Source organism: Streptomyces sp. NPDC051172, from assembly GCF_040682555.1.
Classification (GTDB): domain Bacteria; phylum Actinomycetota; class Actinomycetes; order Streptomycetales; family Streptomycetaceae; genus Streptomyces.
In genome coordinates this window covers 1-13,208 of sequence record NZ_JBFBBE010000187.1, presented here as the reverse complement: position 1 = coordinate 13,208, position 13,208 = coordinate 1, and the positions used below count along the sequence as shown (strand labels likewise).

The 13,208-nt window shown below is 72.1% G+C and carries 12 protein-coding genes; 5 read left to right on the top strand and 7 right to left on the bottom strand.

Annotation, left to right across the window (positions count from 1 at the left end):
• Positions 1 to 61 precede the first annotated feature (61 nt).
• The 4 genes from AB0N07_RS47440 to AB0N07_RS47425 form a co-directional block, all read right to left on the bottom strand.
• Entirely contained in the window at positions 62 to 1,090 is a 1,029-nt protein-coding gene (locus tag AB0N07_RS47440; RefSeq protein ID WP_365846651.1) for a cupredoxin family copper-binding protein, read from the bottom strand.
• A gap of 61 nt (positions 1,091 to 1,151) precedes the next feature.
• Positions 1,152 to 2,486, bottom strand: a complete 1,335-nt coding sequence (locus tag AB0N07_RS47435) for a CopD family protein (protein ID WP_365846649.1) — start codon at positions 2,484 to 2,486, stop codon at positions 1,152 to 1,154.
• Positions 2,483 to 3,103 (bottom strand): hypothetical protein, encoded by a 621-nt coding sequence (locus tag AB0N07_RS47430; RefSeq protein ID WP_365846647.1) that lies wholly within the window; start codon positions 3,101 to 3,103, stop codon positions 2,483 to 2,485. Before AB0N07_RS47430 ends, AB0N07_RS47435 begins: the two co-directional genes overlap by 4 nt.
• Positions 3,104 to 3,345: 242 nt before the next feature.
• Positions 3,346 to 3,999: a transcriptional regulator gene (locus tag AB0N07_RS47425; protein WP_365846645.1), complete on the bottom strand. Its 654-nt coding sequence runs from the start codon at positions 3,997 to 3,999 to the stop codon at positions 3,346 to 3,348.
• A 104-nt stretch (positions 4,000 to 4,103) separates the two neighbouring features.
• Here AB0N07_RS47425 and AB0N07_RS47420 point away from each other — a divergent pair, with 104 nt between their 5' ends.
• From AB0N07_RS47420 to AB0N07_RS47410, 3 genes are all read left to right on the top strand, one after another.
• The gene (locus AB0N07_RS47420) at positions 4,104 to 4,640 is read left to right on the top strand and encodes a DUF2231 domain-containing protein (RefSeq protein ID WP_365846643.1); all 537 of its coding nucleotides are present in this window, start codon (positions 4,104 to 4,106) and stop codon (positions 4,638 to 4,640) included.
• 251 nt (positions 4,641 to 4,891) lie between these two features.
• On the top strand, positions 4,892 to 8,947 hold the full coding sequence (locus AB0N07_RS47415) for a molybdopterin-dependent oxidoreductase (RefSeq protein WP_365846641.1): 4,056 nt from the start codon (positions 4,892 to 4,894) through the stop codon (positions 8,945 to 8,947).
• Positions 8,948 to 8,968: 21 nt separating this feature from the next.
• Positions 8,969 to 9,937, top strand: a complete 969-nt coding sequence (locus AB0N07_RS47410; protein ID WP_365846639.1) for an XdhC family protein — start codon at positions 8,969 to 8,971, stop codon at positions 9,935 to 9,937.
• Between the two features lie 119 nt (positions 9,938 to 10,056).
• Here AB0N07_RS47410 and AB0N07_RS47405 read toward each other — a convergent pair whose 3' ends face one another.
• The 3 genes from AB0N07_RS47405 to AB0N07_RS47395 form a co-directional block, all read right to left on the bottom strand.
• Positions 10,057 to 10,701 carry a DUF305 domain-containing protein gene (locus AB0N07_RS47405; RefSeq protein WP_365846637.1) on the bottom strand — a complete coding sequence of 215 codons (645 nt, stop codon included), beginning with the start codon at positions 10,699 to 10,701 and terminating at the stop codon, positions 10,057 to 10,059.
• A gap of 93 nt (positions 10,702 to 10,794) precedes the next feature.
• A complete protein-coding gene (locus AB0N07_RS47400; RefSeq protein WP_365846635.1) occupies positions 10,795 to 11,196 on the bottom strand; it encodes a DUF6153 family protein in 402 nt (133 codons plus the stop codon).
• A gap of 30 nt (positions 11,197 to 11,226) precedes the next feature.
• Positions 11,227 to 11,685 (bottom strand): DUF5990 family protein, encoded by a 459-nt coding sequence (locus tag AB0N07_RS47395; protein WP_365846653.1) that lies wholly within the window; start codon positions 11,683 to 11,685, stop codon positions 11,227 to 11,229.
• 108 nt (positions 11,686 to 11,793) lie between these two features.
• On the opposite strand from AB0N07_RS47395, the gene AB0N07_RS47390 reads away from it, so the two are divergent.
• Positions 11,794 to 12,402 carry a hypothetical protein gene (locus AB0N07_RS47390; protein ID WP_365846633.1) on the top strand — a complete coding sequence of 203 codons (609 nt, stop codon included), beginning with the start codon at positions 11,794 to 11,796 and terminating at the stop codon, positions 12,400 to 12,402.
• A gap of 39 nt (positions 12,403 to 12,441) precedes the next feature.
• Positions 12,442 to 13,176 (top strand): YcnI family protein, encoded by a 735-nt coding sequence (locus tag AB0N07_RS47385; protein ID WP_365846631.1) that lies wholly within the window; start codon positions 12,442 to 12,444, stop codon positions 13,174 to 13,176.
• Positions 13,177 to 13,208 lie beyond the last annotated feature (32 nt).

Here is a 13,208-nt window from a genome sequence, read left to right as displayed (position 1 = left end):
CGGCCGACTGCGACTCGGCCGGCCCGCCGCGTCCTGCTGAGGGAAGCCAACAGGAGTTGGTTCAGCAGGAGTTGGTGACGTAGTTCTCGGTGGGAGCGAGCAGGTGCTCGGCCCAGACCGTGTGCATCTTCACGTAGGCGTCGGGGTTGAGGATGTCCGCGAGCTGCTGGCCCGGGGACTCCTCCAGATGCGCCTTGTTGATGTGCTGCAGGAGCACCCCGAGAGTGTCGTCGGCGACGCTTCCGGTCCCGTTCACCGCGGGGGTGAGGATCGACTCCAGCCAGACGGTGTGCATCTTGAGGTAGCTGTCGAGCTTGAGCGCGTCCTGGACCTGCTGGCCCGGGAACTGCTCCAGGTGCGCCTTGTCGATGTGCTGCAGGATCGGCAGCAGGACCTGCTGGACGCTGACACAGTCGCCGCCGTCGCCCCCGCCACCGGTACCGCCGGAGCTGCTGCCGCCGCCGGTCGACCCGCCCGTGGAGCCGCCGGTCGAGCCGCCCGTGCCGCCGCCGGTGGAACCGCCCGTCGAGCCGCCGGCGGATCCTCCGGTCGAGCCGCCGGTGCTGCCTCCGGTGCCGCCTCCGGTGGAGCCGCCCGAGCCGCCGCCGCTGTTCGCGACCACGGTGATCGACGCCGTCATGTCCGGGTGGACCGCGCAGTAGTACTGGTACGTCCCGGCCTTGGTGAAGGTGTACGACCAGCTGTCGCCCTTCTGCAGGGTCCCGGAGTCGAACTTGGCCGGGCCGCTGGTGGTGGTGACCGTGTGCGGAGCGGAGTCCTCGTTGATCCACTTCACGGTGTCGCCGACCTTCACGGTCAGCTTGGGCTGGGCGAACTTGTAGTTCTTGATCTCGATGGTGTGGTCGGCCGCAGCGGCCTTGCCGGACGAGTGGCCCATGTCCGACATCGACTTGGCCTCGGCCGCCGGGGCGGCGGTCTGCGGGGCCGCGGCCCCGGCGGACGCCTGGAGCAGGCCGAGGCCGGCTACGGCGGCGAGGCCGGCGCCGAGGCCGGTGGCCAGCAGCACCCGGTTGCCCGCACGGGAGCGCCGGTGGTGCGGTGCGGGTGCGGTGGTTTCCTCTGTGTGCATGGTGGTGCTTCTCCCTTGTGAGTTCCCTGGTGAGGGGAGAGGGGTGGGACAGGGGTGCGGGTCAGCGGCCGGGAGCGGACGTGACCAGCAGGCTCGTGGCGGCGAGTACGACGAGGACGAGCCCCGTCTCGGCCGCGACCGAGTGGACGAAGGGCCGCACGGTGGCGCGGTCGCCGCGCAGCAGTACGGCGATGTCGAGCCGCGTCCGCACCCAGCCGCGGCTGCGCTGGGCGATCAGCAACACGGCGGCCAGTACGGCGAGTTTGAGCAGCAGGAGCTGCCCGTAGCCGGTGTGGAACAGGGCCTCGAAGGACCCGACCACCTGCCAGGTCAGCACCGCTCCCGCCGCGACGATCGCCGCGACCGACACCCCGGCCAGAGTGGAGTAGCCGGTCACGACGGCCGACAGTTCGTCGGGGCGGCGCCGGGGCAGCACCCCGAGCAGCAGCACCGTCAGACCGCCGAGCCACAGCGAGACGCCGAGCAGATGGACCAGGTCGGCCACCGCGCCCCAACCGGGGTGCGTGCCCTCGGAGTTGTGGCCGGTCATGCTCGTCGTCCGCAGCAGCCCGAGGCCGACGGCGAGTGCGCCGACCCGCCAGCCGGGCGACCGTGCGGCCCGGTCCCCGCCCTGCAGCAGGGCGGCCAGCGCGATGGCGGCGAGCACCCACATCAGCACCCGGCAGGCGGCCACGACGCCGACCTCGGTGTTCAACAGGTCGGTGTAGGTGGCGGGTTGGAACACGTCGCCGAGCGTGCCCATCGTTCCGTACGCGCCTTGCAGTCCGGGTGCGAACAGGCTCGCCGCGAGGCCGCCGGCCCAGGAGAGCGTGAGGACGCGGCGGGTACGACGGTCCCACGCGCCCTGCGGCCAGAGCAGCGCGAGAAACGCCAGACCGCCGACGAACAGGGCGAGGGAGAGATAGCCGGCCCAGCGGACGGCGACCCAGGCGGAGTGCACCGCCTCGGACGGCTCCGGGATCGCCGCTGCCTCGGCCGGGTGGCCCGCCTTCGCGGTGAGGCGGAAGGACAACGTCCCGGAGGTGAGATGCCCGTCCTCCATGTCAAGTACCTGCCAGGTCAGGGCCAGATCGCCCCGGTCCCTGCGCTGTTCCTGCTCCGAGATCTTCGGGACGGTGACCTCGACGGTGTCGTTTCCGTGGCCGCCCCGGGACACGGTCAGCGGCTTGCCGGCCGCCTTGATGTGCACGTCGGCCGGTTCGACCGGCTCGCTGAAGGTGAGCCGCACGGTGGCGGGGGTGTGCAGGAGCCGGGCGCCGTCCTTCGGGGCGGAGGACTCCAGCTCCGTGTGGGCCGAGGCGGGAGGTGCCGCGAATAGCAGGGTCGCTAGCGCGGTCAGGAGCAGGGCGAGCAGGGACGGGGCGCGGCGTCTCACGGCAGCACCTCCGGGACGACCGAGGGCGAGGCGGCGACACCGACGCACAGCGAGGAGAGGGCGCCGGCCGGCGACGACGGGGAGGGCGACGGACTCGGGGAGGCCGGGCTCAGGAGCCCGTCCAGCAGGCCGGTGACCGGAGTGGCCACGCCGTTCAACAGCGGCTGTACGAGGCGGACTTCACCCTCGTCGCAGTTGTCCGAGGGCGTGGGGGTCGGAGTAGGGGAGGGCGAGGGGCCGGTGGTGGATCCGCCCCCAAGTCCGCCGCCCGATCCGCCCGTACCGTGATCGTGGCTGCTTTTCCCGCCTGCGGGCGGCAGGCCGCCCGTTGCCGGAATTCCGGCGTCGTTGCCGCCCGGCCAGTAGCCGCCCGCCGCGCCGGAGCCGTAATTCCCGGCGGCGGTGTCGGGAGGTCCGGTTGCGGAGCGGGCCGTGGGTTGGTGCGGTTGGGGAGAGACCTCGGACGCAGGCGGGGCCGCGGTGTCGATGGTCGTCGGTGCCTGGGCGCCGATGCCCGAGGCGTATCCGAGGACCACGACGACGGCCGCGACGAGCGCGCCCGCGACGATCTCGTCGCGATGGTCTGCTGGCCAGGATCCCCTGGCAAAGAAGGACATGGTCCCTCCTGACGCTGTGCGTGAACGGCGGTGACGAGGAGTGCACCGGTATGACGATTCCCGTCCGCTACGCGTCAGTTAATCGGTGGTTTCGTTGCCTCATTTCCGGCCGGGGGGGCACTGTGAGAACGGACCTCCCCGCCCCAATGCACGCATTGCATTCCAGTGGTATTCCGTGGAGAAAACGAAGGGACCGTGAATTCGAACGCACACGGCATTTCCCTGGCGACACCCGCCGGTTCTTATTGCTCGGTGTGCAACTCGACGCAGCAGATGCCGGGTTGAGTGGTCAGCACGGCAGTCGTCTCGGGATGGCCGGACGCGACGAGACAGCCGCGCAGGAAGGCGTGGTTCATGCCGCAGATCAGATCCGGTGCCTGGGCGGCGACCGGATGGAAGGGGCAGTTGTGCAGCACCGTGCGGCCGGCTCCCTCCTCGGCGGGCTCGAATCCGAGCGATTCCAGGGTGGCCATGATGTCGCCGGCCCTGGCCTCGGCGCCCACGGCCTCACCCCTTTCCCCGGCCACGCGCAAAGCCGCCTCCTGCGCGTTCTCCCCCTGCTTCTGCGCCGTCAGGGCCTCGGTCAGGAGCGAGGCCAGCAGATCGTGGCGGCGCGGGGGGAGGCTCAGGGAGAGGGCGTGCGGGGTGGGCTCGTACACCTTCGGGGCGCGGCCGACGCGGCGCGGGCCGTGCCCGCCGTGCCGGGACTGCAGCAGGCCCGAGGTCACCAGCTTGTCGAGGTGGAAGGCCGCGAGCTTGCGGGAGATCCCGACCGCCGCCGAGGCCTCCTCGCGGGTCACCGGCCGCCGGGCCCGTCGTACGAAGTCCAGCAGCCGGCGCCGTGACTCGTCGCCTAGGACGGCGAGTGCGGCCATGGGGTCGGAGCCGGAGGTCACGGGCCTACGGTAACCCCGATTCGGGGTACTCGGTGTTCACGGTTGACCTCCGTGCGAATAAGACCAACACTTGTTGGTGAAATACCTCTCAGGCGAGGTGGGCCATGACGGTCGACAGTGAGCTACGTCGGGCGAAGCAGCCGGTCAGTGGTGCGCTGGCAGGCCCGTACGGGCATCCGTTCCATCCGATCCTGGTCACCGTGCCGATCGGGGCCTGGGTGTGCAGCCTGGTCTTCGACATCGCCTCCAAGATCGTCCACCGGCCGGGCTTCCTGACCCATGGCTCGGCCTGGCTGATCGCGATCGGTGTGCTCGGCGCCCTGGCCGCGGCGAGCGTCGGCTTCCTCGACCTGTTCGCCATCCCCACCGGGACACCGGCCTTCCGTACGGCGCTGGTGCACATGGCACTGAACCTCGCCGTGACCGCGGCATACGCGGCCGGTTTCGCCTGGCGCCAGGGCGACGGCTACGCGGGAGGGCAGAGCGTCGGCAACGGGCAGCTGACACTCTCCGCCGTCGCCCTGGCCGCCCTCGGTGTCTCCGGATACCTGGGCGGCAAGCTCGCCTACCGCTACGGCGTCCGCGTGGCCGCCGAGTCCGTGCAGTCGGAGGGGTACCGCAGTACCCGTACGACACCCTGACCGCCGGCCTGGTGGTCGCCCGCCGGATCCCCGTGTACCGCACGGCCCCGGCCGGAACCGAGGCGACGACACCCGCCGAACGTGAGGCGCCCCGATCCACTGCCGGAAGACCTCTCACACCGCCTGCCCGGCCCCTGTGCGCCCCGCGTAACCCCTGATGACCGGCCCAGGAGACTTCGGTGTAATGGGCATTTCGTACCGTCACGGAAGCTCCACCCGTACGGGACGATCATGAGAGGCAGGGGGTGCCCATGGCCGCGCCGGACTCGCGCAACGCCAACACGACGACGGCGCCGAAGGTGCGGACGGTCTGCTCGTACTGCGGGGTGGGCTGCGGCATCGTGCTGGACGTCGGGGTCGGACCGGACGGACGCCGTACGGTCCTGAAGGCGTCCGGCGACAAGGAGCACCCCGCGAACTTCGGCCGCCTGTGCACCAAGGGCGCGACCACCGCCGACCTGCTCACCGCGCCTGGCCGGCTGACCACGGCCCTCGTCCGGCACCGGCGGGGCGAGGAGCCGGTGCCGGACGCCGTCGGCGCCGCCGTCAGCGAGACTGCCCGGCGCCTCCGTACGATCGTCGACGAGTACGGACCGGACGCGATCGCCTTCTATGTCTCCGGGCAGATGAGCCTGGAGGCGCAGTACCTGGCGAACAAGCTGGCGAAGGGGTTCGTGCGGACCAACCAGATCGAGTCGAACTCGCGGCTGTGCATGGCCAGTGCGGGCACCGGCTACAAGCTGTCGCTCGGCGCCGACGGACCGCCCGGTTCCTACCAGGACCTCGATGAGGCCGACCTCTTCTTCGTCATCGGCTCCAACATGGCCGACTGCCACCCGATCCTCTTCCTGCGCATGATGGAACGGGTGAAATCGGCCGGCGCCAAGCTCGTCGTCGTCGACCCGCGCCGCACCGCCACCGCCGACAAGGCCGACCTGTTCCTGCAGATCAAGCCGGGAACCGACCTGGCGCTGCTGAACGGGCTGCTGCACCTCCTGTACGAGAACGGCCACACGGACCCCGAGTTCATCGCCCGGTACACCGACGGCTGGGAGGAGATGCCCGCCTTCCTCGCCGACTACCCGCCCGCCACCGTCGCCGCGATCACCGGCATCCCCGAGGACGACATCCGGGAGGCCGCCCGGCTGATCGGCGAGGCGGGGGAGTGGACCAGCTGCTGGACCATGGGCCTCAACCAGTCCACGCACGGCACCTGGAACACCAACGCCCTGGTCAACCTGCATCTCGCGACGGGCGCGATCTGCCGGCCGGGCAGCGGCCCGTTCTCCCTCACCGGCCAGCCCAACGCCATGGGGGGCCGCGAGATGGGCTACATGGGCCCCGGTCTCCCCGGCCAGCGGTCCGTGCTCGTCGACGAGGAGCGGGCCTTCGTGGAGGAGCTGTGGGAGCTGGAACCCGGCACCATCCGGGCCGACGGGGTCGGCAAGGGCACCGTCGAGATGTTCCAGAAGATGGCCGACGGGGAGATCAAGGCCTGCTGGATCATCTGCACCAACCCGGTCGCCTCCGTCGGCAACCGCAAGACGGTCATCGAGGGCCTGGAGGCCGCCGAGTTCGTCGTCACCCAGGACGTCTTCGCCGACACCGAGACCAACGCCTACGCCGACGTCGTGCTGCCCGCCGCCCTGTGGACCGAGACCGAGGGCGTCCTCATCAACAGCGAGCGCAACCTCACCCTCGCCCGGTCCGCCGCCGACCCGCCCGGCGAGGCCACGGCGGACTGGCGGATCATCGCGGCCGTCGCCCGGGAGATGGGGTACGAGAAGGGTTTCGGCTACGACAGCGCCGAGGAGATCTTCGAGGAGATCAAGCAGGCCTGGAACCCGAAGACCGGCTGGGACCTGCGCGGGGTGACATACGAGCGGCTGCGGCAGACCCCCGTGCAATGGCCCGCCGCGAGCGGCGACGGGCCCGACCGCAACCCCATCCGCTACCTCGGCGAGGACGGCTCCCTCACCTTCCCCACCGCGAGCGGCCGCGCCGCCTTCTTCGCCCGCCCGCACCTCCCGGCCGCCGAAATGCCCGACGACGACTACCCGTTCGTACTGAACACCGGGCGGCTGCAGCACCAGTGGCACACGCTGACCAAGACGGCGAAGGTGCCCAAGCTCAACAAGCTCAACCCCGGGCCGTTCGTGGAGCTCCACCCGCAGGACGCCGCCGCACTCGACGTCTCCGACGGCGACTCGGTGGAGGTCGCCTCACGGCGCGGACGGGCCGTGCTGCCCGCGGTGGTCACCGACCGCGTGCGACCCGGGAGCTGCTTCGCGCCGTTCCACTGGAACGACCTGTTCGGGGAGTACCTGAGCGTCAACGCCGTCACGAGCGACGCCGTCGACCCGCTGTCCTTCCAGCCCGAGCTGAAGGTGTGCGCGGTGTCGCTGACCAAGGTGTCGACTCCGGTGTCCGTACGAACGCCGGTCGCTCAGGCGGCAGTTGAGGCGACGCCGGATCCCTTCGGGCTCGCGCCCGCCCCGCCGCCCGTGCTCACCGCGCAGGAACGGCAGTACCTCGTCGGGTTCCTCGCCGGCATCCCCTCCGGCGCCCCGGGCGTGCCGGTGCTGCCGCCCTCCGCGCCCTTCAGCCCCGAGCACGCCCTGTGGGTCAACGGGGTGCTGGCCGGCATGTACTCGCGGGCCGTCGACACCGCCGTACCTGTCACGTCGTCACCCGGCCGTGAGGTCGTGATCCTCTGGGCCTCGCAGACCGGCAACGCCGAGGAGTTCGCCGCCGCCGTCGCCGAGCGGGTCAAGTCCGCCGGGCACGCCGCCTCGCTGCTGGGCATGGACGAGGCCGACCCCGCCGCGCTGCCGTCCGGCGCAGACCTGCTCCTGGTCACCAGCACCTTCGGCGACGGCGACGCGCCCGACAACGGCAGCGGGTTCTGGGAGACCCTGGCCGCGTCCGACACCCTGCGCCTGGACGGGCGCCGCTATGCGGTGCTCGCTTTCGGCGACTCCTCCTACGACGACTTCTGCGGCCACGGCCGCCGCCTCGACCAGCGTCTCGACGAGCTCGGCGGACTGCGCCTGGCCCCGCGCACGGACTGCGAGCCCGACTACGAGGACGCGGCACACGCCTGGCTCGACCAGGTGCTCACGGCCCTGTCCGGTACCCCGGAACACCCCGTCCTCGCTCCCGCGGCCCCCGCCCCGCGCACGAAGAGGCCGGCCCCCGTCACCGCCCGCCTGACCGGCAACCGTCTCCTGAGCCTCCCCGGCGCCGGAAAGGAGGTCCGCCGGTTCACCTTCGACACCCGCGACAGCGAGACCCCGCTGCTCTACGAGGCGGGCGACGCGCTCGGCGTCCGACCCCTCAACTCCCCTGAACTGGTGGCCGAGTGGCTGACCGTCACCGGCCTGGACGCGGAGACGGCGGTCGACGTGAAGGGCGCCGGCGAGGTCCCCTTCGGCGAGGCCCTGCTCCGGCACCTCGACATCACCCGCGTCAGCCCCGACCTGCTCCGCTTCGTCGCCGAACGGGCCCGCGACCCGCGGGAGTTGAAGAAGCTGCTGCGCCCCGACAACAAGGGCGAGCTGGCGAAGTGGTCCTGGGGCCGGCAGGCCGTGGACGTGGTCGCCGAGCACCGGGTCGGGGCCGACGCCCAGGAGTGGGCCGACGCGCTGGGCCGCCTTCAGCCCCGCCTGTACTCCATATCGTCCAGCCCGCTCACCGACCCCCACCTGGTCTCGCTGACCGTCTCCGTCGTCCGCTACGAGAACCTGCACGGCCGCCCCCGCCGGGGCGTCTGCTCCCCGTTCCTGGCCGACGCCGAGCAGGACACCCCCGTACCGGTGCACGTCCAGCGCTCCGCGCACTTCCGCCCGCCCGCCGACCCCGCCACCCCGATGGTCATGGTCGGCCCCGGCACCGGAGTCGCCCCCTTCCTCGGCTTCCTGGAACAGCGCCGCGCCCTCGGCCACCGGGGCCCGGGCTGGCTGTTCTTCGGCGAGCAGCACCGGGCCACCGACTTCTACTACGAACAGGAGCTGACCGCCTTCCTCGCCGACGGCACCCTGGCCCGCCTGGACACCGCCTTCTCCCGCGACCAGCGCACCAAGGTCTACGTCCAGGACCGGATGCGCGAACACGGCCCGCTGCTGTGGTCCTGGCTCCAGGACGGCGCCCACTTCTACGTCTGCGGCGACGCCTCCCGCATGGCCAAGGACGTCGACCAGGCGCTGCGCGACATCGCCGTCGTGCACGGCGGCCTGGACGAGGCGGGCGCGGCGGCGTACGTCAAACAGCTCGCGAGCGAGAAGCGCTACGTCAGGGACGTGTACTGACCTGCGGACTAGGCTGGATCCATGCGTGATGTGGCCGGTACGGCAGCAGAGTGGGCGGCGGAGGGCCGCGCGGCCGTCCTTGCGCGGCCGCTCAGCGAGCGGGGCTTCGGGCCGCGGCATCCGGCCGACGCGATCCTCGTCGACGAGGACGGGCACTGCCACGGCCGGCTCTACCGGGGCGCCTTCGACCGGCAGCTGGTCGCCGAGGCGGCCTCGCTTCCGCCCGGTCACACCGCCCGGGTGGTCGCGGTGGCCGTGCACGACGACGGCGTCAAGGAGGCCGGGCTGACCTGCGGAGGCCAGGCCGAGATCCTTCTCCAGCCCCTGGCCGCCGTACCGGCCCGCTGGTGGGAGCTGCTCGGTGCGGGTGCCGACGCGGCGCTGGTCACCTGGCTGGACGAGCGGCGTACGCATGCCGTCAGCGCCGTCGTGACCCCGGACGACAGGGCCGACGGCCCGGACGTGCCGCCCCAGGCCGCCGCCAGCGCCCGCGACCTGCTCGCCCGCCACCGCGCCGGGCGCGAGGTGCACGCGACCGAGGCCGGACTCTGCCTCGTCGAGACCTGCCCCGCCGTCCCCCACCTCGTCATCGTCGGCGGCGGCGAGCTCGCCGAACTCCTCGTCGCCCAGGCCGGGTTGCTCGGCTGGCGGGCCACCGTGGCGTCGACCGCCCGGGACGCGGACAAGCTGCTCGTGGCGCATCCGGCCGCCGCCTGTCTGATCATGCTGAGCCACGAGCCCGAGGTGGACGTGCCCACCCTGCACACCGCGCTGACCTCCGGTGTCCCGTACGTCGGTGCGTTGGGCTCCCGCCATACGCAGGAGCGGCGCGCCGCCGGGCTGGTCGGGGCGGGCCTGGACGAGGGGCGGCTCGGACGGATCCATGGGCCGATCGGGCTGGACATCGGGGCGCGTACGCCGGCCGAGACCGCCATGGCCATCTGTGCGGAGGTGCTGGCGGCGCTTTTCGCTCCGCGGGGTGCGCCGTGATGGGTCGCTTTCCGACTGCTGCGCCGTCGTGGCTGGTCGCGCAGTTCCCCGCGCCCCTTTGGGGCGCGTCCCTTCAAGGTGGTGGGGAGGGACCGGGCACTGGCCCCTCCCCCCCAGGATCAGCTCTTGCCGAGGAGCTGGTTCATTTCCTTGATCTCGGCGGTCTGGCCGGTGATGATGTCGTCGGCCATGGAGGTGGCGGGGGCGTAGGCCCCCCTTGACTTCTCCGTGCCGGCCATCTGCACGGCTCCCTTGTGGTGTTCGATCATCATGGTCAGGAACATGGTGTCGAACTCGGCGCCGGACGCCTTCGCCAGCTTGTCCATGTCCTTGGTGTCCATCATTCCGGCCATGCCGGAATGGGCCGAGTGGTCCATGCCGGGCATCGCCGACGGCACGCTCCGGCCCCAGGACTTCAGCCAGCCGCTCATGGTCCGGATCTCCGGGTCCTGCGCCTTCTCGATGCGCGCTGCGAGATCCTTGACCTTGGCGGACGAGGCACGGCCGGCGGCCAGCTTCGCCATCTCCAGGGCCTGCTGGTGGTGCGGGATCATGCCCTGCGCGAAGGACACGTCCTGCGCGTTGTGCGCGGCGGTGCTCGACGAAGGCGAGGAAGCGGACGCGGACGAGCCGGAGGTGTGGCTGTCGTGGCCGCCGCTCCCGCTGTCGCTGCTGCCGCCACAGGCAGCGAGGACGAGCCCGGCGGTGACGGTCGCGGCCACCAGGGCGGTGCGACGGGCCATGGACGTACGGGTGTTGCGCATGCTGGAACTCCTGCGTTGTTGCGTGAAAGGGATCTGGACGTGCCGTGGCGCACCGCGTCGCCGGTCGTGCGTGGGCGCGGTGCCGCGTGGTGTCTAGATCCGCAGGAGTTGCAGTTCCGCCAGGGAGGGCGGCGCGCGTGCACCGTCCGGGGCCGTGCCCGCGTAGGGGCAGGGAGTGTCGGAGGGTGCGGGCACGGCCACCGGGTCGGCGGCCGGCGCGGGCAGCGTGGGCCCGCCGCTCAGGGCGCCGGACGCACAGGTCCGGTCGGCGTGCTGGGCATGGCCGCCATCGCAGTCGTCGCCCGCACAGTTGCCGTGCACGGCGACCGCAGCCGTCATGTGCGGTGCGGCGGAGTGCTCGACGACAGCGCCGCCGGGCGCCAGGCCGTGCATGGCGAGCAGCCCGGCCAGCAGCCCGAGCACGAGCAGCACCCGCCACCGCAGGGAAGGCGGCGGCGCATCGCGATGCTGTGCACGGGCTGTCACGGCGCCCATGTTACGCAGACCGCCGCGCGCCCCGGGCCGTCACCCCTGTTCCGCGGCCCAGGCGATGTGCGGCGGCACCACCCGTGCGCACAGCGGGTTTCCGCGGGCGTCGGTCAGCCGCAGCCGCCCCACCAGCAGCCCTTCGCGTACGGCGGTGTCGAGCACCTCGGCGGGCACGGCGTCCAGCATCAGCTTGGCGCGGCGGAACATGCCGAAGGCACCGGAGTCGTCGACCGTCCCCCAGGACAGGTAGACGAACCGCCCGCCCGGACGCCCTTGAACATACGCCCCCTTGACGTCCGTACCTGTGACCGTGCACTCCAGCGTCCAACTCGCGGTCACGGCGTCGCCGGGCTGCGGATCGAGAAGCTCGCCCGGCCGGTCCCGGCGCTGCACGGCCACATGGACGTTCGGGTACGACGGCATGTCACTGCCGGGCCCGCACGCACGGCCCGGGAGGTCGACGCCCTCGATACGGATGCGCAGTCCGGCCGTCACCCCGGCACCGCCTTCGCTCGGCACTTCCTGGTGGGTCTCCAGTCTGCACCTGTGCGCTTGGGGATCCCCCGGGCGCAGCCACCTGGGCGCGTGGCAGGATCGGGCGCCATGAGGGCGTCTCCTTCGGTACGCGTGCTGCGCGCGGCGGTGTTCGCCGCGCTGTGCGTGCTGCTCGCCGTCGGGGGACACGCACTGGCGACCGGGACGGCACCGCCCGCGTGGGTGCAGGCCTCGGGGTTCGTACCGGTCTTCGGGGCCGGCTGTCTGCTGGGCGCCCGGGAGCGCTCGCTGGCCGCGATCGGCGCGGGCACGCTCACGGCCCAGGGCGGGCTGCACCTCGCCTTCGACGCCGTACGCCCGCACCCCCTGATGCTCATGCACGGCTTGTACGGCATGCAGGGCATGGGCGCCATGCACATGGGCCACTCCCACGCCCTGACCCCGTACGCCACCGCCGCCCATGTCGGCGCGGCCATGGTGCTGACCTGGTGGCTGCGGCGAGGTGAGGCCGCGCTGTGGTCGCTGCTGCGGCGGGCCGTCACTCTCGTACCGGGCCTCGCGGCCTGGTGGCGGGTGCGCTGCGGGTCGAGGACCCTGTCGGCCGCGCCGGACGCCGTACGCCCGGGTGCCGACGGTCCGCGGCCGTTGCGACGGCTGCTGCTGAGGCACGCGGTGCAGCGGCGCGGTCCGCCGCCGGGGATGTCGTACGCGATCTGACCTCGACATTCCTTCCCCAGTACGGAGATCAGCTCACCCATGTCCACTGCACGCACCGCCCTGTGCCGCGCCGGCACCGTCACCGCGCTGACCGCCGGGGGGCTCCTGGCCGCCGCGGGCATCGCCTCCGCGCACGTGACCGTCCACCCCGAGAGCTACGCGAAGGGAGCCACGGACGGCGTCCTCACCTTCCGCGTCCCGGGCGAGGAGGACACCGCGAGCACCACCAAGGTGCAGGTGTACCTGCCCACCGACCACCCCGTCCTCGGCGTGCTCGTGTCGCCGCCGCAGAACGGCTGGACGGCGAAGGTCACCAACGCCAAGCTGAAGACGCCCGTCAAGACGGACGACGGCACCATCACCGACGCCGTCTCCGAGATCACCTGGACCGGCGGCAGGATCGGGGCCGGCCAGTACCAGGACTTCAACGTCGCCTTCGGTCAACTTCCCGATGACACCGACCAGTTGACCTTCAAGACCCTCCAGACGTACTCCGACGGCAAGACGGTCCGCTGGATCGACGTGGCCCAGCCCGGCGCGGCCGAACCGGAGAACCCGGCACCGGTCCTCAGGCTGACCGCCAAGGGCGCCGAGGAGGGCAGCGCCTCTGCCTCGTCGGCGGCGCCCAAGAGCGTCGGCAGCTCCACTTCGAGCGCGGCCGGCAGCGACTCCACCGCCCGCGGACTCGGTGTCGCCGGGCTGGTCGTGGGCGTACTGGGCCTGGCTGCAGCGGCGTTCGCGCTCGTCCGCAACCGCTCGGCCAAGGCCTCCTGACCGCGGTTCCTCACCGGCGCAGCAGGCGGGTC

Coding starts and splice junctions, on each gene's coding strand:
- AB0N07_RS47440 (WP_365846651.1), bottom strand. CDS start 1,090: ATGCACACAGAGGAAACCACCGCACCCGCACCGCACCACCGGCGCTCC.
- AB0N07_RS47430 (WP_365846647.1), bottom strand. CDS start 3,103: ATGTCCTTCTTTGCCAGGGGATCCTGGCCAGCAGACCATCGCGACGAG.
- AB0N07_RS47420 (WP_365846643.1), top strand. CDS start 4,104: ATGACGGTCGACAGTGAGCTACGTCGGGCGAAGCAGCCGGTCAGTGGT.
- AB0N07_RS47415 (WP_365846641.1), top strand. CDS start 4,892: ATGGCCGCGCCGGACTCGCGCAACGCCAACACGACGACGGCGCCGAAG.
- AB0N07_RS47410 (WP_365846639.1), top strand. CDS start 8,969: ATGCGTGATGTGGCCGGTACGGCAGCAGAGTGGGCGGCGGAGGGCCGC.
- AB0N07_RS47405 (WP_365846637.1), bottom strand. CDS start 10,701: ATGCGCAACACCCGTACGTCCATGGCCCGTCGCACCGCCCTGGTGGCC.
- AB0N07_RS47400 (WP_365846635.1), bottom strand. CDS start 11,196: ATGGGCGCCGTGACAGCCCGTGCACAGCATCGCGATGCGCCGCCGCCT.
- AB0N07_RS47390 (WP_365846633.1), top strand. CDS start 11,794: ATGAGGGCGTCTCCTTCGGTACGCGTGCTGCGCGCGGCGGTGTTCGCC.
- AB0N07_RS47385 (WP_365846631.1), top strand. CDS start 12,442: ATGTCCACTGCACGCACCGCCCTGTGCCGCGCCGGCACCGTCACCGCG.